The organism is Bacillus sp. SIMBA_008 (genome assembly GCF_046535495.1).
Lineage (GTDB): Bacteria > Bacillota > Bacilli > Bacillales > Bacillaceae > Bacillus > Bacillus subtilis.
On the sequence record NZ_JAWRWL010000004.1, the window covers coordinates 255,818 to 281,413 of the forward strand.

Genomic DNA, 25,596 nt, shown 5'->3' on the forward strand with positions numbered 1-25,596 from the left:
TGTATATGTATCCGGATTTAAAAGGAAAAGTCGTCGCTATTACAGGAGCTGCTTCAGGGCTCGGAAAGGCGATGGCCATTCGCTTCGGCAAGGAGCAGGCAAAAGTGGTTATCAACTATTATAGTAATAAACAAGATCCAAACGAGGTAAAAGAAGAGGTCATCAAGGCGGGCGGTGAAGCTGTTGTCGTCCAAGGAGATGTCACGAAAGAGGAAGATGTAAAAAATATCGTGCAAACGGCAATCAAGGAGTTCGGCACACTCGATATTATGATTAATAATGCCGGTCTTGAAAATCCTGTACCATCTCACGAAATGCCGCTCAAGGATTGGGATAAAGTCATCGGCACGAACTTAACGGGTGCCTTTTTAGGAAGCCGTGAAGCGATAAAATATTTCGTAGAAAACGATATCAAGGGAAATGTCATTAACATGTCCAGTGTGCACGAAGTGATTCCTTGGCCGTTATTTGTCCACTATGCGGCAAGTAAAGGCGGGATAAAGCTGATGACAGAAACATTAGCGTTGGAATACGCGCCGAAGGGCATTCGCGTCAATAATATTGGGCCAGGTGCGATCAACACGCCAATCAATGCTGAAAAATTCGCTGACCCTAAACAGAAAGCTGATGTAGAAAGCATGATTCCAATGGGATATATCGGCGAACCGGAGGAGATCGCCGCAGTAGCAGCCTGGCTTGCTTCGAAGGAAGCCAGCTACGTCACAGGCATCACGTTATTCGCGGACGGCGGTATGACACAATATCCTTCATTCCAGGCAGGACGCGGTTAAACAAAAAAAGCGACCCAGACATCACATCTGGATCGCTTTTTTATTACGCACGCTTTTTCTTAACAAGTGCTGCTACAGATAAAATAATGGCAGCCGCAGACAGCACAATCGCTGTAATGTCTAGAGCTGAAGAACCTGAGTTTTCGGAATCGTCTTCTGTTTTCGTGGCGCCGTGCTCATCTGTCACTTGTTTTGCAGACGTGATGTTTGTAATGGAATGAGGTGTATCGGCATCCTCGTCACCTGTCCACTCAACAATGCTGCCGTCTTTGTAATATTGGTATGCGTCCCAAGCAGCTTCCTCCGCTTTGTCAGGGTTTTTGGCAACAAAGGTAAACTGCTGGAACTGGCCTTCCTGAATGCCTCCGTCAGTCGCTTCCCACGTCACGGACACTGATTTGTCATCATGTTTTTGAGTGGAAACCTTCCAGCCCGGAATTGGCTCATATTGCTGGAATTCAACATCCTTCGGCATTTTGAGGACAACCTTCGTTGTCGGCAGATTTTTCTCAGAAGGGACCTTCATTGTATACGTTTCCCAAGAGCCTGCAGCAGACTCAGCCGGTTTTACAGAAACGTGCGCGCTGGCAGGGGCCGTAAAGAATAAGAGGGAGCCGACAATAGCCGGAGATAGTGTCAATGCGATTTTTTTCAACAACGTAAACACTCCTTAATTGGTCTTTGTAAACATGATATTGATTTCGTTAAAGTCGCCGGTCAGGCCGTGGACTTTGATCTTCCAGTTTCCTTTTTCATTAATCGACAGGTTTTGATCTTGGAAGACGCCTTTTGTTTTTTCTTTTAATGTAAAGGTGCTTTTGTTTTCGCTGCCTGACAGGCCTGTTTTATAAACGGTTAACGTGATTTGCTGGATGTTTTTCACGGGATCTCCGTTATGGTCGGTGACACGCAGCTCAAAAACATTTTTTCCGGGCTGGTTTGGGCTGATGCTGAGAGAAACGCTTTGTCCGTTCTCAATCGCTTTGGTTTGGTAAAACGGTTCCGGCGCCGGCTCAGGCGGGCTTGGCAGGCTTGTAAACACGGCCGCTGTGATCAATACAGCGATGCCGATTGCCCACTCCGCTTTCAACGTTCGGCTGATTCCTGTGCGGCGCTGCTTTCTGGTAAGCAGAAAATGAATTGCGCCTAAGACCAGCATGAAAACAAACAGCCCGCTTTTCACTAAAAGAGCTTGGCCGTACGCTGTATGGAACAGAGAATCCATTGAACGAATGATGAAAAATCCATTAAGCAAGCCTGAAAACAAAATGACACCGACTGCAGTGAGCGCCCATGGGGAGAACCGTCTGACCGTCTCCCACGCGAGCGTTTTGTCAGGCTGCCTCCATTCTTTTGAGAGTAGCAAAACGAGTGCCGCTATTCCGCCGACCCAGATGGAAGCGGAAGTTAAATGAAGGAAATCCATCAAAATGCCGACCGTTTTTTCTTCAACGACAGCAGCATGCCCGGTAAACGCCTTGGCAAGCAGGAGACCGAAAAAGAAAATGAGCGGCGCTGTCCAATAGCCAAAGGATGAAAAGCGGTTTTTCCGTATCGCAGGGATGACAGACAGTGCGAGCAGCACGAACAGCGCAGCCTGTATGATCCAAATGGAGCCGCCTGCTGTCTCAAACAGTGTTTCTCTGATGTAGCCCGGCTGGAATGCGCTGCCCCAGCCGCCGCCTGCGTTCGCTTTTGTCTGAATCGGAAGCTGAAGCAAAAGCGCCAGCCCCAATGCTGCGATCGAGCCGGTCAGGATACGTCTCGTCCGTTTGACGAGCTGTTCTGATTTCCCTTTATACCAGAAAAGATGGAAGAAAACCGTTCCGATAAACAGAGATAAGGCTGTATACAGAATCGCGCGATCTGCTGCTGTTCCCGGATTCAGAGCTGAATCGGCTGCTTTTTGGCTGCTGAATCCGCCATCCGCTTTCCCGATACTGAACGGAATGGCGCCGGAAACAGGATGTCCATCCGCGGATACGGCATTCCATTCCGCTCTGTACACATCTTTAGGCAGATTCTTCTTCAGCTTCACTGTCATGATGTGATGATTATCTTTTTTGATTTCAGTCTTGTCCGTATCCACACGGTCGCCGTTTGAATTATAGACTTTAATGTAATGAAACCCTTCTTCAACCGGTTCATTAAATTCGATTTCCACCTGCGCAGGGGCGCTTTTTAATTCGCTGTTTTCCCTAGGTGAAGATTTGACAATATAGGCGTGAGCAAAGCTTGTTTTCGGCAGGAAAACAAGAAAAAGCAGAAGGATGATCCACCATCTGTTTCGCTTCATCACTCAGACACCACCTTCCGCTGTATGTGTTGTGTTATTTCTTGGTGCAGGTGCAGCGTTTCTTTCTGTCTTGAAGCATATCTTCCAGCGCTTGGTCGAAAGTGCGGACGGCTCCGCCGAATCCTTTTTGAAATCGTTCGGCATGGTCAAGTGCCGCAAACGGAATGGCCTGCGGCTGGCAGCAGTGCAGGTTTAATTCAGCATTTACGACGAAATAAGCCGAACCGGCACTGACGGTTGTCTGTAACAGAAAATCTCTGCAAATCAAGTGTGAAACCTCTTCCGTTTTATCCGCGTAACGCAAAAACGCGCAATGTGCGCAGCATAGCTGTTCAATGTCTTGGTTTACCGTAATCAGCTGAACCGAATGAGCTTGATTGACGGGCTTCAAGCAATAGCTGCACATATGATCCGTTTGAGGTGTTCGGGCGGGGAGCGTGATGCCGCCGGCCGTTTTAATGACCTGATTTGACTGAACCAGCTGATTGACATCTCTATATACCGTCATTTCCGAAACGCCGAACCTTGCGCTGATGTCAGAAATTCTAAGCGAGCCTTCTTCTTTCAGCCACTTCAGTATGTGTTGCTGTCTATTAATCGGAAGCATTCATACACCCTCTTCATTAAGATCTATTTAAGCGTAGAGGATTTTAGAGACGGAGACAAGTAAGTGGATGATAAAAAATGTGAAAATGTGTTGAACAGCAACAAAACGAAACAGAAGGGACTCTGGTATAATAGACAGATGGAATAGAAAGTGAGGAATACCCTATGAAAGAAACACCATGCCCGAACTGCGGCAAACCTTTGACAGGCGATATGGTCAGATCATCAAATGTGCCTTGTCAATTTCGCTGCGGCCACTGCCGGGAACGGCTTTATGAATATAAAGTTTCAGCTCCGATTATGCTGGTATCATTAGCGGCCATCGTGCTGCTTATTTATCTTTTGATGCTCCTCCGCAATGCGGCAGGCTCAGTGCTGCCAGCTGTACAGCACGTGCCGATGGCTGTATTTGCGCTTGTGTGCGCGTATCCCGTTTTTATTGTGAGTGAGCGGATGATTGCAAAGTACGTGATTCAAAATGGCAACATCATTTATAGAGGAAAGAGAAAAGGCTCCTGAAACCAGGAGCCTTTTTATTTTTAAAAAATTGTCACAGTCATGTGCCAAAGTCCTCTTTACTTTCAATTGTATAGGGACTGTAAGCGTTTTAACATAGAGTCAAAGGGAAGCATCATTCTCTGAACATATTTTTGTATCTTACAGCGACAAACAAAACAGGGAGGGTTTATATATGCAGCAGCAAGAACAGCAGCAAGGCGGCATGAAAGTGAAAGTGCAACGCTTTGGGAGTTATTTGAGCGGAATGATCATGCCGAATATCGGCGCGTTTATCGCGTGGGGTATCATTACCGCGCTGTTTATTCCGGCAGGATGGTTTCCGAATGAACAGCTGAACACGCTGGTCAGCCCGATGATTACGTATTTATTGCCGCTTTTGATAGCGTATACAGGCGGAAAAATGATCTACGACCACCGCGGCGGAGTTGTCGGAGCGACAGCGGCAATTGGGGTGATTGTAGGATCGGATATTCCAATGTTTTTAGGCGCAATGATTATGGGTCCGCTTGGCGGATACCTCATTAAACAGACTGATAAATTATTCAAGGATAAAGTCAAGCAAGGCTTTGAAATGCTGATCAACAACTTTACGGCAGGGATTGTCGGCGCGGCTTTAACGATTCTCGCGTTTTACGCCATCGGCCCGGTTGTCTTGACGCTAAATAAATTGCTGGCGGCTGGTGTGGAAGTCATTGTACACGCTAATTTACTGCCGGTAGCCAGTGTTTTTGTAGAACCGGCGAAAGTGTTGTTCCTTAACAACGCCATAAACCATGGAATCTTAAGCCCGATCGGAATCGAGCAAGCATCTCAAACAGGAAAATCAATTCTGTTTTTAGTAGAAGCAAACCCTGGACCGGGGCTCGGCATTTTGCTGGCCTACATGTTCTTTGGCAAAGGATCTTCAAAATCAACGGCTCCCGGTGCGGCGATCATCCATTTCTTCGGAGGGATTCACGAGATTTACTTCCCGTACATTCTGATGAAACCGGCCCTGATTCTCGCAGCCATTGCCGGCGGAGCAAGCGGACTCTTAACATTTACGATCTTTAATGCCGGACTTGTCGCGGCAGCGTCACCGGGAAGCATTATCGCATTGATGGCAATGACGCCAAGAGGAGGCTATTTCGGCGTATTGGCGGGTGTATTGGTCGCTGCAGCTGTATCGTTCATCGTTTCAGCAGTGATCCTGAAATCCTCTAAAGCTAGTGAAGAAGACCTGGCTGCCGCAACAGAAAAAATGCAGTCCATGAAGGGGAAGAAAAGCCAAGCAGCAGCTGCTTTAGAGGCGGAACAAGCCAAAGCAGAAGAAGCGTCTGAGCTGTCTCCTGAAAGCGTGAACAAAATTATCTTTGCGTGTGATGCGGGAATGGGATCAAGTGCCATGGGGGCATCCATCTTAAGAAACAAAGTGAAAAAAGCGGAGCTTGACATCAGTGTGACCAACACGGCCATTAACAATCTGCCAAGCGATGCGGATATTGTCATCACCCACAAAGATTTAACAGACCGCGCGAAAGCAAAGCTGCCGAACGCGACGCACATATCAGTGGATAACTTCTTAAACAGCCCGAAATACGATGAGCTGATTGAAAAGCTGAAAAAGTAATCTTATAGAAAGAGAGTGATACTCATGCAAGTACTCGCAAAGGAAAATATTAAACTCAATCAAACGGTATCATCAAAAGAAGAGGCCATCAAATTGGCAGGCCAGACGCTGATTGACAACGGCTACGTGACAGAGGATTACATTAGCAAAATGTTTGAACGTGAAGAAACGTCTTCTACGTTTATGGGGAATTTCATTGCCATTCCACACGGCACAGAAGAAGCGAAAAGCGAGGTGCTTCACTCTGGAATTTCAATCATACAAATTCCAGAGGGCGTTGAGTACGGAGAAGGCAACACGGCAAAAGTGGTATTCGGCATTGCGGGTAAAAATAATGAGCATTTAGACATTTTGTCTAATATCGCCATTATCTGCTCAGAAGAAGAAAACATTGAACGCCTGATCTCCGCTAAAAGCGAAGAAGATTTGATCGCCATTTTCAACGAGGTGAACTGACATGATCGCCTTACATTTCGGTGCGGGAAATATCGGGAGAGGGTTTATCGGCGCGCTGCTTCACCACTCCGGCTATGATGTGGTGTTTGCGGATGTGAACGACACGATGGTCAGTCTCCTCAATGAAAAAAAAGAATACACAGTGGAACTGGCGGAAGAGGGACGTTCATCAGAGGTCATTGGCCCGGTCAGCGCGATTAACAGCGGCAGTCAGCCCGAGGAGCTGTACCGGCTGATGAATGAGGCGGCGCTCATCACAACAGCTGTCGGCCCGAACGTGCTGAAGCTGATTGCTCCGTCTATCGCAGAAGGATTAAGACGGAGAAACGCTGGAAACACACTGAATATCATTGCCTGCGAAAATATGATTGGCGGAAGCAGCTTCTTAAAGAAAGAGATATACAGCCATTTAACGGAAGCAGAGCAGAAATCCATCAGTGAAACGGTAGGTTTTCCGAATTCTGCCGTTGACCGGATCGTCCCGATTCAGCATCATGAAGACCCGCTGAAAGTATCGGTTGAACCATTTTTCGAATGGGTCATTGATGAATCAGGCTTTAAAGGGAAAACACCAGTCATAAACGGCGCACTGTTTGTTGATGATTTAACGCCGTACATCGAACGGAAGCTGTTTACGGTCAATACCGGACACGCGGTGACAGCGTATGTCGGCTATCAGCGCGGACTCAAGACGGTCAAAGAAGCAATCGATCATCCGGAAATCCGCCGTGTCGTTCATTCGGCGCTGCTTGAAACTGGTGACTATCTCGTCAAATCGTATGGCTTTAAGCAAACTGAACACGAACAATATATCAAAAAAATCATCGGTCGCTTTGAAAATCCTTTCATTTCGGACGATGTGACCCGCGTAGCGAGGTCACCTCTCAGAAAACTGGGAGAAAATGATAGACTTGTAGGCCCGGCAAAGAAAATAAAAGAACCGAACGCGCTGGCGGAAGGAATTGCCGCAGCTCTTCGTTTCGATTTCACCGGTGATCCTGAAGCGGTTGAACTGCAAGCGCTGATCGAAGAAAAAGGATACAGCGGCGTACTTCAAGAGGTTTGCGGCATTCAGTCCCATGAACCGTTGCACGCCATCGTTTTAAAGAAACTCAATCAATAACCGACCACCCGTGACACAATGTCACGGGCTTTTTTTACTATCTCGCAATCTAGTATAATAGAAAGCGCTTACGATAACAGGGAAGGAGAATGACGATGAAACAATTCGAGATTGCGGCAATACCGGGAGACGGAGTAGGAAAAGAGGTTGTAGCGGCTGCTGAGAAAGTGCTTCATACAGCCGCTGAGGTACACGGAGGTTTGTCATTCTCATTCACGGCTTTTCCATGGAGCTGTGATTATTACTTGGAGCACGGCAAAATGATGCCCGAAGATGGAATACATACGCTTACTCAATTTGAAGCGGTTTTTTTGGGAGCCGTCGGAAATCCGAAGCTGGTTCCCGATCATATATCGTTATGGGGCCTGCTGCTGAAAATCCGGAGGGAGCTTGAGCTTTCCATTAATATGAGACCCGCCAAACAAATGGCAGGCATTACGTCGCCGCTTCTGCATCCAAATGATTTTGACTTCGTGGTGATTCGCGAGAACAGTGAAGGTGAATACAGTGAAGTCGGCGGGCGCATTCACAGAGGCGATGATGAAATCGCCATCCAGAATGCCGTGTTTACGAGAAAAGCGACAGAACGTGTCATGCGCTTTGCCTTCGAATTGGCGAAAAAACGGCGCAGTCATGTGACAAGCGCCACAAAGTCTAACGGCATTTATCACGCGATGCCGTTTTGGGATGAAGTCTTTCAGCAGACAGCCGCTGATTATAGCGGAATCGAAACATCATCTCAGCATATTGATGCGCTGGCCGCTTTTTTTGTGACGCGTCCGGAAACGTTTGATGTCATTGTGGCGAGCAACTTGTTCGGTGATATTTTAACCGACATCAGCTCAAGCCTGATGGGAAGCATCGGCATTGCGCCTTCTGCGAACATCAATCCATCCGGCAAATATCCGTCCATGTTTGAACCGGTTCACGGCTCAGCTCCTGACATTGCCGGACAGGGCCTTGCCAATCCGATCAGCCAGATTTGGACAGCGAAGCTGATGCTCGACCACTTCGGAGAGGAAGAGCTGGGGGCGAAAATTCTGGATGTGATGGAGCAAGTGACTGCCGACGGCATCAAAACACGCGACATTGGGGGACAAAGCACAACGGCTGAGGTCACTGATGAAATCTGTTCGCGCTTAAGAAAGCTCTGATGAATCAGGCCGGGGCAGATGGCTGCCCCGGCCTGTCCATTTCCTTACGAAAATTTCCACGAAAGTCTAACCAAGCAGATCCAAATGCTGTATAATAATTTGGAATTCTTAGGAAAGCATCGGGTGAAGGAAGTTGAATGCAAAAACAATCACGTTAAAGAAAAAAAGAAAAATCAAAACGATCGTTGTACTCAGTATCATTATGATCGCAGCTCTCATTTTTACGATCAGATTGGTGTTTTACAAGCCTTTTCTTATTGAAGGATCATCAATGGCCCCAACGCTTAAAGACTCAGAAAGAATTCTGGTTGATAAAGCAGTCAAATGGACTGGCGGGTTTCACAGAGGAGACATCATAGTCATTCATGACAAAAAGAGCGGCCGCTCATTTGTCAAACGTTTAATCGGTTTGCCTGGTGACAGCATTAAAATGAAAAATGATCAGCTATACATAAATGATAAAAAGGTGGAAGAACCATACTTAAAGGAATATAAACAGGAGGTCAAAGAGTCGGGTGTAACCTTAACAGGTGACTTCGAAGTTGAGGTTCCTTCCGGTAAATATTTTGTGATGGGAGATAACCGTCTCAATTCACTGGATAGCAGAAACGGAATGGGCATGCCTTCTGAGGACGATATCATCGGTACTGAATCTCTCGTCTTTTATCCATTCGGTGAGATGAGACAGGCAAAATAAAATGCAATGCAAAAAGAACATGGAACATGACGGCACCGATAATAAAGCGCCGTGCACGTTTAAAAAAATGATGATGAAACGGTGCGGAGCCGGCTTTCCGCCCCGTTTTTTATGATAGAAAGCGTTTTGAAGAAAAGGGCCCTGTTGAAATAAACAGAATCAGGATTGGCGAAGCCGTGAAGCGCATCGAATTGGTAAATCTCAAGATGGGTATGCTGTTTTTCCCGCAGTTTTTTGATAAGAAGCGCTACGTCAAACGACGGCTCATAATTAGGGAAAAACAATAGGACCGGGCAGGCTGGCATGTGATGAAGAGAGTCGCGTATCCGGGAACCGTAATAACAAACCGATCCGCTCACCTCAGGCATACTGCTGCATTTCCATGCGATAGTAGCCCCCACGCTGAATCCAATCACAAAGATGTGCCGTCCGGCGTTTTGCCTGATCACATTCTGGATGATGGTTTCTCCCGTTTTCAGCCTTTCGTGTTTTGTAAATTGTTCGTATGCCGTTTTTTCTTCTTTCAGTGTGTAGACTTCATCCTCGCCGAGCAGGTTGGGCGTCAACACATCATATCCAGCCATTTTGATCAGCCGGCCCATCTTTTTCATATGGCTGTTTACACCATATATTTCGTGTGCGAGAATGACAAGCGGTTTTGGGAACATAACGGCCTCCTTTTGTGTTTTTTCCATTATATCCTATCGTTTCACTTTAGGCTGAGATATAATGGTCAAAAAAAGGAGATATAAAATGAACTCATTATCTTTGCCTCACCGCTATCCATTTTTGTTTATTGATGGCGTGACGGATAGCGAGCCCGGCAAACATGCGGCAGCTTATAAGCTGATTAGTGAGAACGACTGGTTTATCACTGATACGCAAACAGAAATGCCGTTTTCACTTGTGATTGAAGCGCTTGCGCAAACCGCGGCTTTTACAGGAATTACAGATGAGAACAGCTTGGGATTATTGTCTTCGGTGAAGAAAGCGGAAAAGCTGGGAGAAGCTGTGCCTGGTGACCGGCTTGATCTTACGTTTGAAGTCACGCGCAATCGGCGCGGGTTTGTGTTCGGACATGCCAAGGCATCAGTTGGAGAGCAGCCTGTTGCTGAAGCTGAAATCGGCATCTATATTGAAAAATGAAAAAAACCCTTCACAACATTTTGTGAGGGGTTCTATTTTGTGTCGTAATCCCGTTCGCTTTGAGAGTTATCTCTTTGCTGGCGTTTGTGTTTTTCATCATTCATATTTTCCTTCAGCTCTTCATTAGGAATCGGATCGGTTAAGTCGTTGTGCTCGGGGTTTTCATTTGGTTTGTTTTGCTGTTTTTTTTCTGTCATGTTTGATCACCTCACCGTTTGTTTTCCTCTTATTCATTCTCCTCAAACATAGGAAATCGCTTTTTTGTCCCGCTGGGTATAATGTATTAGAATAGAGAGAAGCACAACAAAAAGATAAAGAGAGGTACATATATGTCTGTTCAAAGAGAAGATGTAGATATCAAGCTGATCGCAATTGATATGGATGGTACACTGCTGAACGACGAGCAGCTGATCTCGGATGAAAACCGCAAAGCCATTCGTGAAGCGGAGGATAAAGGTGTGTATGTGGTGATCAGCACGGGCCGGACGCTGATGACGTGCAGGGAGCTGGCGGAATCGCTAAAGCTGTCATCCTTTCTAATCACGGCAAACGGCAGTGAAATTTGGGATTCGAATTTTAATTTGGTGGAACGGAAGCTGCTTCATACGGACCATATTCAAATGATGTGGGATTTGCGGAATAAGCACAACACTAATTTCTGGGCTTCTACGGTGAATAAAGTATGGAGAGGCGAGTTTCCGGAAAACATTACGGATCATGAATGGCTCAAATTCGGCTTTGACATCGAGGATGACGATATCCGAAACGAAGTGCTTGAGGAGCTGAGAAAAAACAAAGAGCTCGAAATCACAAATTCAAGTCCGACAAACATTGAAGTCAACGCGCTTGGCATCAACAAAGCTGCAGCCCTTGCCAAGGTTACGGAAAAACTCGGCTTTACAATGGAGAATGTGATGGCGATGGGCGACAGCCTTAATGACATTGCGATGATCAAAGAAGCGGGTCTTGGCGTCGCAATGGGCAATGCGCAAGACATCGTAAAAGAAACGGCTGATTATATCACGGATACAAATATTGAGGATGGTGTCGCTAAAGCGATTCGCCATTGGGTACTATAAAAAAAGAGAGTCCTAAGATGGACTCTCTTTTTTAGTTTGGCAGGTTTTCTTCTGGGACCATGGTAGGTTTTCTGACAAAAGTATTTCACAAACTGATATGATTCACTTATAATGAAATAAAGTTCAAAAATTCGGAATAGTCGTTCCGAATTTCGGGACAATAAATGACATAAAGCATATCGTTTGCTTTGGCAGGAGGGATTCTGTGTTTCAGATTGATTTAAACTGTGATTTAGGAGAAAGCTTCGGAGCCTACAAGATAGGCCTTGACCAAGATATTTTAGAGTATGTGACATCAGCGAATATCGCATGCGGATTTCATGCAGGAGATCCTAGTGTTATGCGAAAAACCGTCGCGCTTGCAGCAGAAAGAGGCGTGAAAATGGGTGCGCATCCGGGCTTGCCGGATTTACTCGGTTTTGGGCGCCGCAATATGGCGATTTCTCCTGAGGAAGCGTATGATCTTGTCGTTTATCAAATTGGCGCGCTCTCTGGCTTTCTAAAAGCAGAGGGACTTCACATGCAGCACGTCAAGCCGCATGGCGCTTTATACAATATGGCGGCAGTCGATCAAAAACTGTCGGATGCTATCGCGAAAGCTGTCTATAAGGTTGATCCCGGCCTGATTCTTTTCGGTCTTGCTGAGAGCGAGCTTGTAAAAGCGGGAGAACGGATCGGACTTCAGACCGCAAATGAAGTGTTCGCCGACAGAACATACCAATCGGACGGCACGCTGACACCGCGCTCCCAGCCGGACGCACTCATTGAAAGTGATGATGCCGCCGTCACCCAGGTCATCAAAATGGTGAAAGAAGGGGCGGTCAAATCTCAGCAAGGACATGATGTGTCATTAAAAGCAGATACAGTCTGCATTCATGGAGATGGAGCCCATGCGCTGACATTTGCGCAAAAAATCAGAAAACAGCTCAAAGCGGCTGGAATTGAAGTGACAGCTATTTCAGAACAGAGGTCAACATAAAGGAGGAACAATAGATGGAGCAGCAGAAAAAGACAGCAGGAAAAAAAGCGGGCAGCTGGTCATTGCTGATGGGCGCCGCCTTTTTAATGGCGACATCAGCAATCGGACCGGGTTTCCTCACCCAAACCGCAACATTCACAAACACACTCGCAGCAAGCTTCGGTTTTGTCATCTTAATCTCTATTATTTTAGATATTTTCGCCCAAACCAATGTGTGGCGCATCATCGCAGTTTCTGGAAAACGAGGTCAGGAAATTGCGAATATGGTGCTTCCCGGACTGGGGTATTTCATCGCCATTCTCGTCGTGCTTGGCGGACTAGCTTTTAATATTGGGAATATCGGAGGGGCCGGGCTGGGACTTCAGGTGCTGTTCGGCATTACACCTGAAACAGGCGCTTTAATCAGTGCCGTTATCGCCATTTTGATTTTTGTCATCAAGGAAGCAGGAAAAGCGATGGACCGTTTTACGCAAATCGCGGGGTTCGTGATGATTATTTTAACGGTCTACGTTGCGGCGACGACAGCTCCTCCGGTCGGACAGGCAGTCGCAAATACATTCGTCCCGGAACACATCAGCATATTTGCCATTGTCACCCTAGTGGGCGGAACCGTCGGCGGTTATATTACATTTGCCGGGGGACACCGTTTGCTTGATGCCGGAATTAAAGGGAAGGAATCCATTCCGCAGGTGACAAAAAGCTCGGTTGTCGGCATTTTAATTACATCTGTCATGCGTATCGCTCTTTTTCTTGCGGTTCTAGGCGTTGTATCGAAAGGCCTGCACATCGATGAAAGCAACCCGGCGGCTTCTGTCTTCAAGCTGGCTGCTGGAAATGTCGGTTATAAAATTTTCGGATTGATCATGTGGTCTGCGGCGATTACGTCTGTTATTGGAGCAGCCTATACATCTGTTTCATTTTTCAAGACCTTTTCTCCAAAAATTGAAAAGAATTCACGCGGTATTATTATCGGATTTATTGTGGTTTCTACGTTAGCTTTTGTCACAATCGGCCAGCCTGCGAAGATCCTCGTCCTTGTCGGTTCACTGAACGGCTTAATTCTGCCGATTGCGCTCGGAACGCTGCTTGTTGCCGCCTACAAGAAAAACATTGTCGGTGATTATAAGCATCCGCTTTGGCTGACAAGCACAGGCGCGCTTGTAGTGATTGTAATGGCAGTTATGGGAATCTACACGTTATGTACACAACTTCCTCAATTGTGGAGCTGATATAAGTGGAGCAATTAAACAAAATGGCGCCAAAGGATGTACGCGCCCTGATACGAGAGGGGAAAATAAACGGGCCGACCGCAGGCATGTCCGGCGGCTACGCCCAAGCGAATCTTGTGGTTTTGAAAAAGGACCTTGCGTTTGATTTTCTGCTGTTTTGCCAGCGAAATCAAAAGCCCTGCCCCGTGCTGGATGTGATTGAAGCAGGTTCGCCTGTGCCGTCTCTGGCTGCGCCGGATGCTGATATCAGAACGGACTTTCCGAAATACCGTATTTACAGGCACGGTATCCTAACGGAAGAAGTATCTGATATTACGCCATACTGGGAGGACGATTTTGTCGGCTTTCTGATCGGATGCAGTTTCTCCTTTGAACAGGCACTAATCAATAATGGGATAGCTGTCCGGCATATTGATGAGGGGACAAACGTCTCGATGTATAAAACGAATATCGATTGTGTTCCGGCGGGGGCGTTTCACGGACAGATGGTTGTCAGCATGAGGCCGGTTCCTGAACGGCTGGCTGTACGTGCTGCACAAGTGACCTCGCGTTTTCCGGCTGTGCACGGAGGGCCGATCCATATCGGCAATCCGGGAGCAATCGGGATTCGCGATCTCGGGAAACCCGATTTCGGAGATGCCGTTTCCATTCGTGACGGCGAGGTTCCTGTTTTTTGGGCATGCGGGGTGACCCCGCAAGCCGTGGCTATGAATGTAAAGCCTGAAATGGTCATCACACATGCGCCGGGGCATATGCTCATCACAGATATTCGAGACGAGTCGCTTGCGGTGCTGTAGCCTCTCGTCATCCTGATGAACGAGAAATAAAAGAGGTGAGAAAGATGACTGTACGATATCAAATAGAACAGCTCGGTGATTCTGCAATGATGATCCGATTCGGAGAAGAAATCAATGAACAGGTCAACGGCATTGTCCATGCCGCGGCCGCTTATATAGAAGAACAGCCATTTCCGGGATTCATTGAATGTATCCCGGCTTTTACAAGTCTAACCGTATTTTATGATATGTATGAAGTGTACAAGCATTTGCCTCAAGGCATAAGCTCACCTTTTGAGAGTGTCAAGCGCGATGTCGAAGAGCGGCTAGCAGAAATAGCCGAAGACTATGAGGTCAACCGCCGTATTGTAGAAATTCCCGTCTGCTATGGCGGTGAATTCGGTCCGGATTTAGAAGAGGTGGCGAAGATCAATCAGCTGTCACCGGAGGAAGTAATCGACATTCATACAAACGGTGAATATGTGGTGTATATGCTTGGCTTCGCGCCCGGTTTTCCTTTTCTAGGCGGGATGTCAAAACGCATTGCAGCTCCGAGAAAATCATCACCAAGACCGTCGATTCCCGCAGGTTCGGTCGGTATTGCGGGATTGCAGACAGGCGTTTACCCGATTTCAACGCCGGGCGGCTGGCAGCTGATCGGCAAAACGCCGCTGGCTCTTTTCCGGCCGCAGGAAAACCCACCGACATTGCTGCGGGCGGGAGATACTGTGAAATTCGTTCGCATCTCAGAAAAAGACTATCACGCCTATAAGGAGGAGTCCAATTGAGCATGAAAGTATTAAAGCCCGGACTGCTCACAACGGTTCAGGATATAGGCAGAACGGGTTACCAAAAATACGGCGTTCTGGCCAGCGGCGCTATGGACACGGTTTCACTGCGCATTGCCAATTTGTTGATAGGAAACGGCGAAAATGAAGCAGGTCTCGAAATAACGATGATGGGGCCCGGTCCGTCGTTTCATTTTTCAAAACAGACACTGATTGCTGTGACAGGGGCGGACTTCACGCTGCGTATTAATGACGAGGAAGCGCCTTTATGGAAGCCTGTGCTCATTAAGGAAAACAGCACAGTCAGCTTTGGCCCCTGCAAACTCGGCAGCCGTGCTTATTTGGCGGCAGCCGGCGGCATCGAGGTGCCTGCCGTCATGGAAAGTAAAAGCACATACGTCAGAGGAAGCATCGGCGGACTTCATGGCAGAGCGCTTCAAAAAGAAGATGAACTGAACATTGGAGAGATGTCAGCTCTTTCGCAAACCATCCTTTCCCGCTTAAGTTCGCAGCTTGGAAAACAGGGATTTGCAGCACCGAAGTGGTCAGTCAGCCGCGGCAGATTTCTGCCATTGAAGAAGAATCCCGTCATTCGGGTGCTGGAAGGAAAGCAATTTGCCTTTTTCACAGAAGAATCAAAAACGCGTTTTTATCAAGAAGCATTTCGTGTCACGCCGCAGTCTGACCGTATGGGCTACAGGCTCAAAGGAGAACCGCTCGAACTGAAGGCCCCGCTTGAGATGGTGTCGGAAGCGGTTTCATTCGGAACAGTTCAGGTGCCGCCTGACGGCAACCCGATTATCCTGCTTGCAGACCGGCAGACGACTGGCGGCTATCCGAGGATCGCGCACATCATATCCGCTGATCTGCCGATTGTTTCCCAAATCATGCCGGGCGAGCACGTCCAGTTTGAACCTGTGTCCCTTCAGGAGGCAGAAGCGCTTGCGGTAGAACGGGAACAGCATATAAAAGAACTGAAAACGAGAATGAAGATGGAATGGCTGACATAGCAAAGGGGATGAATGATGCAGAATAAAAATAAAACCGTAGTCAAATCTATGGCGCTGCTTAATTTGTTTTTGCATAAACCAAGCCTAACCTTAAGTGAACTGGTGTCGCTGACGGGAATGCCGAAGACCTCTGTTCACCGGATGGTCAGCTCCTTGGAGGAAATGGGGTTCCTCAGTCGGGATGCGTCCGGCGCTTATTCGCTGGGATTGGTGTTTTTGGAATTCGGACAGCTTGTCGCTGACAGGCTGGATATCAGAAAAATAGCGAAACCGGTGATGGAAGAGCTCTGCCGGGAAGTGGATGAGGCCGTGCAGTTGATCATGAGAGACGGCAATGAAGCGATATACGTTGAGAAAATAGAAGGGACACAGACTGTGCGGCTGTATACGGCGATCGGCAGGCGTTCCCCGCTATACGCAGGAGCGTGCGCCAGAAGCATTCTGTCCTTTCTTCCCCGTGAAGAAATCGAAGCATACATCAAACAAACCGAGCTCATTTCGATTGGCTCCGGAACGATTACCGATCCCGAAAAACTGCTTCAGGAGATTGATGCCTCTGTGCAAAATGGCTATACTGTCAGCTATTCAGAGCTCGAAAACTATACGGCTGCGATCGGCGCCCCGATCTTTAACCATAAGCGCCAGGTGGCAGCCGGCATTAGCATTGCAGGCTTTGAAGCGAGATTTACAGAAGACAGGCTGCCCTATTTAACAGAAAAGGTGAAGGACGCCGCTTTACAGATTTCAAGAAAAATAGGATATACATAAGTAGCCAATCTTTTCTCTGCTGCGTACATTAACGTATCGACGTTCAAGAGTGGAGGAAAGAACATGGTGCTTCGATATACAGCTCTGGGCGATTCCTTGACGACAGGGAGAGGCTCCGGGCTGTTTTCACCCGGCTTCGTCCAGCGTTTTGGGGACATGATGGAAGCTGACTTGAAAACAAGAACGGCAATAAACATATTTGCCAGATCAGGCCTGAATACAGAAGAGATTTTGGGACTCCTGTCATATCCCTATGTGCAAAAATGCATTCGAGATGCTGATATGATAACGATCACAGGGTGCGGAAACGATCTCATCGATTCGGTCTTAGCCTACCAAACCTCTAAGGATGAAACGATTTTCAGCCGTGTATCCGCCCATTGCCATGAGAATTTTGAAAAGATGATTGTCAAAATCGCCGAGATTAAAGGAGAAAATCCTTCCCCGTACGCCATTCGTGTGTTCAACTTATACAATCCGTTTCCCGAAATTGATATCGCCGGCAAATGGATCACTTCGTTTAATTCACATTTAGAAACACTTGCATCAGCACCCCATGTCAAAATCGCAGATGCCTATAGCATCTTCAAAGGCAAAGAACAGGAATATCTGTCCTTTGACGGTGTCCATCCGAACAGCAAAGGCTATCAAGCGATGGCTGAAGCCGTTCACAAGCTAGGCTATAAAGAATTATCAGTTTCATAGAAAACGCGCCTCATGACAGGCGCGTTTTTTATGTGTGATCGAAATATTAAAAGAAACTTAAAATTCTCTGTCTTCTGTTCTACAGACAAACAAAGTGCGCTAGAATAATGGAGGGCGTAGGCAAATATAGCCATAACGTTCAATATTTCGTATATAAGGAAGGATGGTCCTTTTGTTTCGGATTTTTAAAATGTCTTTTGCGGTTATCATTATTATACTGGCGCTTATTGCTTTTAACTATACGGAACACACCTCTGTTATCCAATCGGTCATGCTCGTCTTTCTTGGCGCCGTCATGTTTATGCAGGGGCTTGAAGAGCGCAAAAAAGAAAATGACGGCTCAGGCGCTTTTAATATTTATACCGCCGTTTTTGTATGGTCTGTCTCCCTTATCGGTTTTACACTTCATATTATATAAATCTATTACACATCCTGAAAATGCTCGACCGTCGGGAACGGGGTATAGAACCGATGAAGCAAGGCTTTCCACTCTTGATACTCTGAAGAACCGCGAAAGCCTTCCGTATGGTCCTCAAGTGTTTCCCACTCCACAAGAAGCAGATATTTATGCGTTTCCTCCATGCATTTTGATAACGAGTGAGTGATATAGCCCTTCATGCCGGAAATAATCGGCGCCGCTTGCCGGAATGCATCCTCAAACTCTTGTTCAAGGCCTTCTTTAATGTGAAGCATTGCTGCCTCTCTGACCATGCTATCCCTTCTTTCTGTCTTTTCAAATAGTCTACAGCAAACGATAGGAGATTTCTGCAAAATCGGTGAACTTTTCCTTCATTTTCAAAAAAATCTTGCACGCACCAATTCAATTAAGAGAAAATAACAAGTGGAAGGCAGGGGAAAGTCATGTTAAAAAAGTGTATTCTACTAGTATTTCTATGCGTCGGATTGATTGGGTTAATCGGATGCTCCAAAACAGATTCACCAGAGGATCGCATGGAAGCATTCGTGAAACAGTGGAACGATCAGCAATTCGATGACATGTATCAAAGCCTGACTAAAGATGTCAAAAAAGAAATCTCCAAAAAAGATTTCGTCAACAGGTATAAAGCCATCTATGAGCAGGCCGGCGTAAAAAATTTGAAAGTCACTGCGGGAGAAGTAGATAAGGACGATCAAGACAACAAGACAATGAAACATATCCCGTATAAAGTCAGCATGAACACAAATGCCGGCAAAGTCAGCTTCAAGAATACTGCTGTGCTGAAATTAGAAAAAACAGATGACGAGGAGTCATGGAATATAGATTGGGACCCATCGTTTATTTTCAAGCAGCTGGCTGACGACAAAACCGTGCAAATTATGAGCATTGAACCGAAACGAGGCCAAATTTACGATAAAAATGGAAAAGGTTTAGCTGTCAATACAGATGTTCCGGAAATTGGAATTGTTCCCGGAGAGCTTGGCGATAAAAAAGAGAAAGTTATAAAAGAACTCGCCAAAAAACTTGATTTGACTGAAGACGACATCAAGAAAAAGCTGGATCAAGGCTGGGTAAAAGACGATTCGTTTGTGCCGCTCAAAAAGGTCAAGCCTGACCAGGAGAAGTTAGTTTCAGAAGCGACGTCATTACAAGGCGTAACAAGAACGAATGTCAGCTCCCGCTACTATCCGTATGGCGAAAAGACAGCCCATTTAACAGGCTATGTCCGCGCCATTACAGCGGAAGAACTGAAGAAAAAGAAAGAAGGAACGTACAGCGATACGTCTAACATCGGTATCGCCGGACTTGAAAATGTGTATGAAGACAAGCTAAGAGGCACAACTGGCTGGAAAATCTACGTGCCGCAAACCGGGGAAGTCATCGCTGAAAAGAAAGCAAAGGACGGCGAGGATCTTCACCTCACAATTGATATCAAAACGCAAACGAAGCTGTATGATGAACTGAAGGATGACAGCGGGGCGGCAGTCGCGCTGCAGCCGAAGACAGGCGAAACACTCGCCCTTGTCAGCGCGCCTTCCTACGATCCAAACGGATTTATTTTCGGCTGGAGCGATAAGGAATGGAAAAAGCTAAACAAAGATAAAAACAATCCGTTTTCAGCGAAATTCAATAAGACATACGCGCCAGGTTCTACCATTAAACCGATTGCGGCTGCTATTGGAATCAAAAACGGCACCCTTAAAGCCGATGAGAAGAAAACAATTAAAGGCAAGGAGTGGCAAAAAGATTCGAGCTGGGGCGGCTATTCAGTGACACGTGTGTCTGAGAGACTTCAACAAGTCGATTTGGAAAACGCCCTTATTACGTCAGACAATATTTATTTTGCCCAGAATGCGCTTGATATGGGAGCGGACACCTTCACAAAAGGCTTAAAAACATTCGGTTTTTCAGAGGACGTTCCGTATGAATTCCCGATCCAGAAATCGTCTATTGCAAATGACAAGCTTGATTCAGACATTTTGCTTGCGGATACAGGCTACGGACAAGGGCAAATGCAAATGTCTCCGCTTCACTTGGCAACTGCTTACACGCCATTTGTTGACAATGGAGACCTTGTCAAACCGACGCTGATCAAAAAAGATTCACAAACAGCTGATGTTTGGCACAAGCAAGTGGTCACGAAGGAAGGAGCGGCAGACATTACAAAAGGTCTGAAAGGCGTTGTGGAAGATGAGCGCGGATCAGCGTATCAGCCTGTCGTGAAAGGAATCACAGTGGCTGGAAAAACAGGAACAGCCGAGCTGAAAACATCAAAAGATGATAAAGACGGCACGGAAAATGGCTGGTTTGTCGGCTACGATTACAAAAACAAAGACCTGCTTGTCGCCATGATGATCCAAAATGTGCAGGACCGCGGCGGCAGCCACTATGTCGTTGAGAAAGCGAAAAAGCAATTTCAATCGAATTAAAATGTCTTTTTAAAAGGAGCGAAAGGAAAAAGAGGATCTGAGGCCGAATGAACTAGTAAGGGGCAAAACCCGGTTTATACAAAGAAAAGAGGGATTTTGCATGCAGCGTATTCAATTGGCGGAGGATCTTCAATTTTCAAGAGTCATACACGGGCTTTGGCGGCTGAATGAATGGAACTATTCAGATGCTGAACTTCTGAGTCTCATTGAATGGTGTATCGATCATGGCATCACGACCTTTGATCATGCGGATATTTATGGAGGCTATACGTGCGAAAAGCTGTTTGGAAACGCCCTTGCCCTTTCGCCTGGATTAAGAGAAAACATAGAGCTGGTCACAAAATGCGGTATCGTTCTTGAATCGCCTGAACGGCCCGCTCACAGATCGCATCATTATAACACAAGCAAATCGCATATTTTGGCATCCGTTGAGCAATCGCTTATGAACTTAAGGACGGATTATATTGATGTGCTGTTGATTCACAGACCGGACCCGCTCATGGATCCGGAGGGGGTAGCAGAGGCGTTTCAGGCCTTGAAATGCTCTGGCAAGGTCAGGTACTTTGGCGTTTCAAATTTTAAAGATCACCAGTATCGGATGCTGGAATCTTATTTGCCTGAGAAGCTTGTGACCAACCAGATTGAGCTTTCCGCATATGAATTAGAAAATATGCTAGACGGCACTTTGAATCTGTGCCAGGAAAAACGAATTCCGCCGATGGCTTGGTCGCCTCTGGCAGGCGGCAAAGTATTCACTGGTGACACGGAAAAAGACCGGCGTGTCCGCACGGCGCTTGAATCCGTTCAAGCAGAGATCGGCGCCGCTTCATTGGGCGAGGTCATGTACACATGGCTGTTCACGCATCCGGCCGGCATTATGCCGATTGTCGGAAGCGGAAAGCGCGAGCGGATTTCCGCCGCGATAAATGCGTTGTCATACAAGCTTGACCAGGATCAATGGTTCCGCATTTTTACAGCCGTACAGGGTTACGATATTCCATAAAAAGCATCAGCTTACCAGCTGATGCTTTTTCAATATTGTCACACCGCATAGTGCCAAATTACCATTTATAAGTGATTGATTCTTTCTTGAAAGCGTTTTATATTAAAAGGAAACCTCTCTATATCCTCTACTGCATCTCCTTGCGACTTCATCCGCACATCAAGATTGGCTAGGAGGTCTTTTTTATGTATATGACTGCCAGAGAACAAAAGCTGTTAAAGCACTTATTATTACAAAACAGATATATAACCGTAACTGAGCTTGCTGAGCTGATGCAAGTCAGCACGAGAACCATTCACAGGGAACTCAAATCAATTAAACCGCTGATGGAAACCGTGGGGCTTACGTTAGATAAACAGCCCGGTAAAGGGTTGAAAGCAGTGGGAAGTCCCGAGGATAAACAAAAGCTGCTTACTGATTTATCATATGAACAGCATGAATACAGCGCCGACGAACGGAAACTGCTCATTCTTTGTTCGTTATTAGAGTCTCAGGAGCCCGTCAAACTGTACACTCTTGCTCATGATCTCCAGGTGACGAATGCCACGGTCAGCTATGACTTAGATGAGCTCGAGAAGTGGATTTCTCCCTTCGGACTGACACTGATCCGCAAAAGAGGTTTTGGCATCCAGCTTATAGGGCCGGAGAATGCGAAACGGAAAATTGTCGGCAACTTGATTGTGAACCGTCTCGACATCCAAATGTTTTTGGAAGCGGTTGAATTAAACATCAAAGGAAAAGCCGATTCTTCAGAGAAAATGTTCGGGGTTGTCAGCAAAGGTGAGCTGCTAAAAATGGAGCGCATCTTATTTCAACTCAAAGAAAAAATCGCTTTTTCATTGTCCGACAGCTCCTATATAGCGCTCGTCGTCCATCTGACGTATGCGATCGAACGAATTAAGCTTGGGGAAACCATCACCATGGAGCAAAATGAGCTTGAGGAACTGAAGAATGCGAAAGAATACAGTTCGGCTCTTGAAATCGCGGGCGAGCTTGAACGTGCCTTCGGCGTGACGATTCCAGAGGCGGAGGTCGGCTATATTACAATCCACCTTCGAAGCGCCAATCGAAAATACAAAACAGAATACAAAGCGCAGGAAATTGAGCTGGAAACAGCCCTGCAAACAAAGCGGCTCATTGCTTTTATTTCAGACAAAATCAGAATGGATCTAACGAAAAACTACTCTTTATATGAAGGCTTGATTGCCCATTTGGAGCCGGCCGTCAGCCGCATAAAAGAAAATATTGAGATATACAATCCGATGAAGGAACAGATCAAGCGCGATTATTTTCTGCTTTATATGGCGATCGAAGAAGGCGTCGAAAAGTATTTTCCGGGCATGTCCTTTTCTGATGATGAAATCGCTTTTATCGTTCTTCACTTTGGCTCGGCTCTTGAAATCAAAAAAGAAGAAGCAAAAGTGAAAGCGCTTGTCGTCTGCTCAAGCGGGATCGGCTCCTCGAAAATGCTTGCCTCCAGACTGAAAAAAGAGCTGCCGGAAATTGAATCGTTTGATATGTCATCCCTGATCGAGCTAAAGGGGAAGGATGTTCAAGCCTATGATATGATTGTGTCCACTGTACCGATTCCTTATGAAAACATTGATTACATCATGGTCAGCCCACTATTAAATGAGGAAGACGCAAACCAGGTCAAGCAGTATATCAAGCGGAAGATTCCCCTTATTCTTAACAAAAAAAGAAGCCCGAAGGAAGAGGCGCAGCAAGCTGATGTACCTGACATGCTAGAGGCGGCGGAAAGCATAGGGCGGTATATGGAGGTTATCCAAGATGTTCTGCGCCATTTTACGCTAGCTCAACTCAAAACAAACCCGGACCATAGCATGCTTCTGTTAGAGCTTTTTCAACAGCTGAAGAAGGATGGCTTGATCCGTGATCCGGAAAAAGCTGCGTTTTGCCTGGCTGAGCGGGAGAAACAAGGGGGATTGGGAATCCCCGGAACAAACATGGCGCTTTATCATCTCAAAAATGATGAAATCGTCCTGCCTTTTTTCAAAATGTTTGATCTCAGCACCTCCTATGAAGTGGATGGCATGGACGGAAATACCCTCAGGATGACACGCATTCTCGTCATGATGGCGCCTGGCTCATTATCTGCTGAAGGCTCAGAGATTTTAAGCGCGATCAGCTCGGCAATTATCGAGAGCGGAGAAAGCATGGCGGGGTTTCAGGAAGAAGGAGAACAAGAATTGTATCAGCGGTTAAACCGCATATTTTTCACATGGATGAAAGAAAAAAACATACTGTAAACCTGCATGGCACACGTCAAAAATTTGGCGTGTGTTTTTCTGTGGATGGGGAACAAAATAAGAAAATGTGGGACTATTTTATCATTCATTATTGGAATAATTCCAAAATGAAATAGTTTTACAAGTTATCTTTTTTGGGTTAAAATGGGTGAAGTAAGGAAGAAAATCTAACAAATTATTGAAGATTCAAGAGAATATAGGAGATGACGATATGGAAACATTACAGCATCTGATTCTGCATGACATGCCGAATAGCGAAGAAATAGAGGCTGTAAAAAGCGGAGACCATACACTGACATATAAAGGTTACCGTAAACGGATTAATCAGCTGGCGAATGCCATGCTTCAAAAAGGAATTCAAAAGGGCGACCGTGTTGCATTGCTTTGTAAAAACGGCCATCCCGCATCAACTGTTATGTTCGCCGCACTTGAAATAGGTGCTGTTGTCGTACCTGTCAGCTGGCAGCTGAAACCATATGAAATGACAGGCATTTTAAAAGCAAGTGAACCGAAAGCGATGTTTTACGGAGCGGAGTTTAAAGAGATACTGGATGAAGTTCTTCCTGAATTATCCTCACTGTGTGTAACAATGGAAACAGGAACAGCTTACGAAACATCTGCTGAATTTGAAGCGCTGTTTGCAGGTCCTGATCATTTGCCAGAGACGGAAATGGTTTCCCCTGATGATACAGCACTTCTGATGTTTACATCTGGAACAACGGGAAACCCGAAAAGATGCATGATTACACATGGCGGCATATACAGATACGTTAAAAAATCCAACAGCTCAATAGCACGCATGAAGGGCCTTCGTTTTCTCGCGTGCCATCCGATTTATCATACGAGTGCGCTCATTTGCATCATGCTTGGAACATTTGCAGAAACAACCTTTGTGTTTACAGAGGATCAAGATCCTGTTCACATGCTGAAGGTCATTGAAGAAGAGAAAATTCAGACCGTGATGGCTCTTCCTGTGTTTTACACGTATTTGCTTGAGGCGTGGGAAACGCACCAAACTGACTTATCTTCGCTTGTGATTTTAATGACAGGCGGAACAAAAGTGCCGAGCAGCCTAATCCGCCGCTATCTTGATATTGGCATTCCGCTTGCGCATGGCTATGGAAGTACTGAGGCTTGGGGCATCAGCACATGGACGCCTGATATGGGAATGGATAAAGCGGCATCTGCAGGAAAACCTGTGGCAGATGTTAAAGTCAAAGTGGAAGATCCTCTGACCGGAGAAGAACTTCCTCAAGGAGAAATCGGCGAAATCGTTGTTCATACTCCATTCTTATTTAAAGGCTATGAAGACAATCCTGAAGCAACAGCGAAAGTGCTGCAAAATGGATGGTTTAAAACCGGAGATTCAGGATATGTAGATGAAGATGGCTTTATTTTCATCACGGGACGCTACAAGGATGTCATTATTTACGGAGGCGATAACGTCTATCCTGATCAGGTTGAAGAAGTTATCCAGCAGATCCCGGGAATCCTTGAAACGGCTGTGGTCGGTATTCCTGATCCGCTTTACGGTGAAAAACCGAAAGCTTTTATCGTGAAAAATGGCGGCCAGCGCATCACGGAAGAGGATGTCATTGCATTTTGTAAAGAACGCCTGTCCGCTTACAAAATACCTGAAGTTGAATTTGTTAACGAACTGCCGAAAAACAACCTTGGCAAGGTGAAAAAAGACGTCCTGCGCAATCAGGCTGTACATTCATAAA

27 protein-coding genes are annotated in these 25,596 nt (G+C 46.3%); 21 read left to right on the plus strand and 6 right to left on the minus strand.

Annotated features, from left to right (window positions below; all coding sequences use genetic code 11):
* The first annotated feature begins 5 nt into the window (after window positions 1-5).
* Window positions 6-791: a glucose 1-dehydrogenase gene (gene gdh, locus SB658_RS15315; RefSeq protein WP_003246720.1), complete on the plus strand. Its 786-nt coding sequence runs from the start codon at window positions 6-8 to the stop codon at window positions 789-791.
* A gap of 43 nt (window positions 792-834) precedes the next feature.
* On the opposite strand, the gene SB658_RS15320 is transcribed toward gdh, so the two are convergent.
* The 3 genes from SB658_RS15320 to cutR are packed head-to-tail and all read right to left on the minus strand — an operon-like array spanning window position 835 to window position 3,694.
* Window positions 835-1,449 carry a YcnI family copper-binding membrane protein gene (locus tag SB658_RS15320; protein ID WP_144500876.1) on the minus strand — a complete coding sequence of 205 codons (615 nt, stop codon included), beginning with the start codon at window positions 1,447-1,449 and terminating at the stop codon, window positions 835-837.
* Window positions 1,450-1,461: 12 nt separating this feature from the next.
* Window positions 1,462-3,087: a copper transporter YcnJ gene (gene ycnJ, locus SB658_RS15325; protein ID WP_144500897.1), complete on the minus strand. Its 1,626-nt coding sequence runs from the start codon at window positions 3,085-3,087 to the stop codon at window positions 1,462-1,464.
* 34 nt (window positions 3,088-3,121) lie between these two features.
* On the minus strand, window positions 3,122-3,694 hold the full coding sequence (cutR, locus tag SB658_RS15330) for a copper uptake transcriptional regulator CutR (RefSeq protein WP_144500877.1): 573 nt from the start codon (window positions 3,692-3,694) through the stop codon (window positions 3,122-3,124).
* A 164-nt stretch (window positions 3,695-3,858) separates the two neighbouring features.
* Here cutR and SB658_RS15335 point away from each other — a divergent pair, with 164 nt between their 5' ends.
* The 6 genes from SB658_RS15335 (at window position 3,859) to sipU (ending at window position 9,251) form a co-directional block, all read left to right on the plus strand.
* The gene (locus SB658_RS15335) at window positions 3,859-4,212 is read left to right on the plus strand and encodes a hypothetical protein (RefSeq protein ID WP_003246726.1); all 354 of its coding nucleotides are present in this window, start codon (window positions 3,859-3,861) and stop codon (window positions 4,210-4,212) included.
* Between the two features lie 172 nt (window positions 4,213-4,384).
* On the plus strand, window positions 4,385-5,821 hold the full coding sequence (locus SB658_RS15340) for a PTS mannitol transporter subunit IIBC (protein ID WP_010886406.1): 1,437 nt from the start codon (window positions 4,385-4,387) through the stop codon (window positions 5,819-5,821).
* 24 nt (window positions 5,822-5,845) lie between these two features.
* A complete protein-coding gene (locus tag SB658_RS15345) occupies window positions 5,846-6,277 on the plus strand; it encodes a PTS mannitol transporter subunit IIA (protein WP_003246714.1) in 432 nt (143 codons plus the stop codon).
* Between the two features lies 1 nt (window position 6,278).
* Window positions 6,279-7,400, plus strand: a complete 1,122-nt coding sequence (locus SB658_RS15350) for a mannitol-1-phosphate 5-dehydrogenase (protein WP_072175519.1) — start codon at window positions 6,279-6,281, stop codon at window positions 7,398-7,400.
* A gap of 89 nt (window positions 7,401-7,489) precedes the next feature.
* Window positions 7,490-8,554: a tartrate dehydrogenase gene (locus tag SB658_RS15355; RefSeq protein ID WP_144500878.1), complete on the plus strand. Its 1,065-nt coding sequence runs from the start codon at window positions 7,490-7,492 to the stop codon at window positions 8,552-8,554.
* Window positions 8,555-8,687: 133 nt separating this feature from the next.
* A complete protein-coding gene (sipU, locus tag SB658_RS15360) occupies window positions 8,688-9,251 on the plus strand; it encodes a signal peptidase I sipU (protein WP_003234434.1) in 564 nt (187 codons plus the stop codon).
* Between the two features lie 59 nt (window positions 9,252-9,310).
* On the opposite strand, the gene SB658_RS15365 is transcribed toward sipU, so the two are convergent.
* Complete coding sequence (locus tag SB658_RS15365; protein ID WP_003246621.1) at window positions 9,311-9,919, minus strand: dienelactone hydrolase family protein; 609 nt, start codon at window positions 9,917-9,919, stop codon at window positions 9,311-9,313.
* A gap of 85 nt (window positions 9,920-10,004) precedes the next feature.
* Between SB658_RS15365 and SB658_RS15370 the strand changes: the two genes are divergently transcribed.
* Window positions 10,005-10,397, plus strand: coding sequence for a 3-hydroxyacyl-ACP dehydratase FabZ family protein (locus SB658_RS15370; RefSeq protein ID WP_003246580.1), 393 nt, complete (start codon window positions 10,005-10,007; stop codon window positions 10,395-10,397).
* 32 nt (window positions 10,398-10,429) lie between these two features.
* On the opposite strand, the gene SB658_RS15375 is transcribed toward SB658_RS15370, so the two are convergent.
* Entirely contained in the window at window positions 10,430-10,594 is a 165-nt protein-coding gene (locus SB658_RS15375; protein WP_003234425.1) for a hypothetical protein, read from the minus strand.
* 132 nt (window positions 10,595-10,726) lie between these two features.
* On the opposite strand from SB658_RS15375, the gene SB658_RS15380 reads away from it, so the two are divergent.
* From SB658_RS15380 to SB658_RS15420, 9 genes are all read left to right on the plus strand, one after another.
* A complete protein-coding gene (locus tag SB658_RS15380; RefSeq protein WP_003234424.1) occupies window positions 10,727-11,476 on the plus strand; it encodes a phosphoglycolate phosphatase in 750 nt (249 codons plus the stop codon).
* Window positions 11,477-11,681: 205 nt separating this feature from the next.
* Window positions 11,682-12,455 (plus strand): 5-oxoprolinase subunit PpxA, encoded by a 774-nt coding sequence (pxpA, locus tag SB658_RS15385; protein WP_003234423.1) that lies wholly within the window; start codon window positions 11,682-11,684, stop codon window positions 12,453-12,455.
* A 14-nt stretch (window positions 12,456-12,469) separates the two neighbouring features.
* Window positions 12,470-13,684: an NRAMP family divalent metal transporter gene (locus SB658_RS15390; protein WP_003234422.1), complete on the plus strand. Its 1,215-nt coding sequence runs from the start codon at window positions 12,470-12,472 to the stop codon at window positions 13,682-13,684.
* Between the two features lie 23 nt (window positions 13,685-13,707).
* A complete protein-coding gene (locus tag SB658_RS15395; protein ID WP_128753679.1) occupies window positions 13,708-14,481 on the plus strand; it encodes a putative hydro-lyase in 774 nt (257 codons plus the stop codon).
* Window positions 14,482-14,525: 44 nt separating this feature from the next.
* Window positions 14,526-15,248: a 5-oxoprolinase subunit PxpB gene (gene pxpB / locus SB658_RS15400; protein ID WP_029726563.1), complete on the plus strand. Its 723-nt coding sequence runs from the start codon at window positions 14,526-14,528 to the stop codon at window positions 15,246-15,248.
* A 2-nt stretch (window positions 15,249-15,250) separates the two neighbouring features.
* Complete coding sequence (pxpC, locus tag SB658_RS15405; protein ID WP_106074118.1) at window positions 15,251-16,258, plus strand: 5-oxoprolinase subunit PxpC; 1,008 nt, start codon at window positions 15,251-15,253, stop codon at window positions 16,256-16,258.
* A 15-nt stretch (window positions 16,259-16,273) separates the two neighbouring features.
* Complete coding sequence (locus tag SB658_RS15410) at window positions 16,274-17,026, plus strand: IclR family transcriptional regulator (RefSeq protein WP_014478857.1); 753 nt, start codon at window positions 16,274-16,276, stop codon at window positions 17,024-17,026.
* A gap of 63 nt (window positions 17,027-17,089) precedes the next feature.
* The gene (gene lipC, locus SB658_RS15415; RefSeq protein ID WP_144500879.1) at window positions 17,090-17,731 is read left to right on the plus strand and encodes a spore germination lipase LipC; all 642 of its coding nucleotides are present in this window, start codon (window positions 17,090-17,092) and stop codon (window positions 17,729-17,731) included.
* Between the two features lie 172 nt (window positions 17,732-17,903).
* Window positions 17,904-18,149 carry a YczI family protein gene (locus SB658_RS15420; protein WP_003240256.1) on the plus strand — a complete coding sequence of 82 codons (246 nt, stop codon included), beginning with the start codon at window positions 17,904-17,906 and terminating at the stop codon, window positions 18,147-18,149.
* Between the two features lie 5 nt (window positions 18,150-18,154).
* Here SB658_RS15420 and SB658_RS15425 read toward each other — a convergent pair whose 3' ends face one another.
* Window positions 18,155-18,442 (minus strand): antibiotic biosynthesis monooxygenase family protein, encoded by a 288-nt coding sequence (locus tag SB658_RS15425; RefSeq protein ID WP_003234413.1) that lies wholly within the window; start codon window positions 18,440-18,442, stop codon window positions 18,155-18,157.
* Window positions 18,443-18,592: 150 nt separating this feature from the next.
* On the opposite strand from SB658_RS15425, the gene pbpC reads away from it, so the two are divergent.
* The 4 genes from pbpC to SB658_RS15445 all read left to right on the plus strand — a co-directional run bounded on the left by pbpC (window position 18,593) and on the right by SB658_RS15445 (window position 25,595).
* The gene (pbpC, locus tag SB658_RS15430) at window positions 18,593-20,599 is read left to right on the plus strand and encodes a penicillin-binding protein 3 (protein WP_014478860.1); all 2,007 of its coding nucleotides are present in this window, start codon (window positions 18,593-18,595) and stop codon (window positions 20,597-20,599) included.
* 100 nt (window positions 20,600-20,699) lie between these two features.
* Complete coding sequence (locus SB658_RS15435; RefSeq protein WP_144500880.1) at window positions 20,700-21,602, plus strand: aldo/keto reductase; 903 nt, start codon at window positions 20,700-20,702, stop codon at window positions 21,600-21,602.
* 185 nt (window positions 21,603-21,787) lie between these two features.
* On the plus strand, window positions 21,788-23,872 hold the full coding sequence (gene mtlR, locus SB658_RS15440; RefSeq protein ID WP_144500881.1) for a mannitol operon transcriptional activator MtlR: 2,085 nt from the start codon (window positions 21,788-21,790) through the stop codon (window positions 23,870-23,872).
* Window positions 23,873-24,083: 211 nt separating this feature from the next.
* Window positions 24,084-25,595 carry a class I adenylate-forming enzyme family protein gene (locus SB658_RS15445; protein ID WP_144500882.1) on the plus strand — a complete coding sequence of 504 codons (1,512 nt, stop codon included), beginning with the start codon at window positions 24,084-24,086 and terminating at the stop codon, window positions 25,593-25,595.
* Window position 25,596 lies beyond the last annotated feature (1 nt).

Bases quoted from the DNA above. Each gene is read 5' to 3' on its own strand.
- gdh (WP_003246720.1), top strand. From the start codon at position 6: ATGTATCCGGATTTAAAAGGAAAAGTCGTCGCTATTACAGGAGCTGCT.
- ycnJ (WP_144500897.1), bottom strand. From the start codon at position 3,087: ATGAAGCGAAACAGATGGTGGATCATCCTTCTGCTTTTTCTTGTTTTC.
- cutR (WP_144500877.1), bottom strand. From the start codon at position 3,694: ATGCTTCCGATTAATAGACAGCAACACATACTGAAGTGGCTGAAAGAA.
- SB658_RS15335 (WP_003246726.1), top strand. From the start codon at position 3,859: ATGAAAGAAACACCATGCCCGAACTGCGGCAAACCTTTGACAGGCGAT.
- SB658_RS15340 (WP_010886406.1), top strand. From the start codon at position 4,385: ATGCAGCAGCAAGAACAGCAGCAAGGCGGCATGAAAGTGAAAGTGCAA.
- SB658_RS15345 (WP_003246714.1), top strand. From the start codon at position 5,846: ATGCAAGTACTCGCAAAGGAAAATATTAAACTCAATCAAACGGTATCA.
- SB658_RS15350 (WP_072175519.1), top strand. From the start codon at position 6,279: ATGATCGCCTTACATTTCGGTGCGGGAAATATCGGGAGAGGGTTTATC.
- SB658_RS15355 (WP_144500878.1), top strand. From the start codon at position 7,490: ATGACGATGAAACAATTCGAGATTGCGGCAATACCGGGAGACGGAGTA.
- SB658_RS15365 (WP_003246621.1), bottom strand. From the start codon at position 9,919: ATGTTCCCAAAACCGCTTGTCATTCTCGCACACGAAATATATGGTGTA.
- SB658_RS15370 (WP_003246580.1), top strand. From the start codon at position 10,005: ATGAACTCATTATCTTTGCCTCACCGCTATCCATTTTTGTTTATTGAT.
- SB658_RS15375 (WP_003234425.1), bottom strand. From the start codon at position 10,594: ATGACAGAAAAAAAACAGCAAAACAAACCAAATGAAAACCCCGAGCAC.
- SB658_RS15380 (WP_003234424.1), top strand. From the start codon at position 10,727: ATGTCTGTTCAAAGAGAAGATGTAGATATCAAGCTGATCGCAATTGAT.
- SB658_RS15390 (WP_003234422.1), top strand. From the start codon at position 12,470: ATGGAGCAGCAGAAAAAGACAGCAGGAAAAAAAGCGGGCAGCTGGTCA.
- SB658_RS15395 (WP_128753679.1), top strand. From the start codon at position 13,708: ATGGCGCCAAAGGATGTACGCGCCCTGATACGAGAGGGGAAAATAAAC.
- pxpB (WP_029726563.1), top strand. From the start codon at position 14,526: ATGACTGTACGATATCAAATAGAACAGCTCGGTGATTCTGCAATGATG.
- pxpC (WP_106074118.1), top strand. From the start codon at position 15,251: ATGAAAGTATTAAAGCCCGGACTGCTCACAACGGTTCAGGATATAGGC.
- SB658_RS15410 (WP_014478857.1), top strand. From the start codon at position 16,274: ATGCAGAATAAAAATAAAACCGTAGTCAAATCTATGGCGCTGCTTAAT.
- lipC (WP_144500879.1), top strand. From the start codon at position 17,090: ATGGTGCTTCGATATACAGCTCTGGGCGATTCCTTGACGACAGGGAGA.
- SB658_RS15425 (WP_003234413.1), bottom strand. From the start codon at position 18,442: ATGGTCAGAGAGGCAGCAATGCTTCACATTAAAGAAGGCCTTGAACAA.
- pbpC (WP_014478860.1), top strand. From the start codon at position 18,593: ATGTTAAAAAAGTGTATTCTACTAGTATTTCTATGCGTCGGATTGATT.
- SB658_RS15435 (WP_144500880.1), top strand. From the start codon at position 20,700: ATGCAGCGTATTCAATTGGCGGAGGATCTTCAATTTTCAAGAGTCATA.
- mtlR (WP_144500881.1), top strand. From the start codon at position 21,788: ATGTATATGACTGCCAGAGAACAAAAGCTGTTAAAGCACTTATTATTA.
- SB658_RS15445 (WP_144500882.1), top strand. From the start codon at position 24,084: ATGGAAACATTACAGCATCTGATTCTGCATGACATGCCGAATAGCGAA.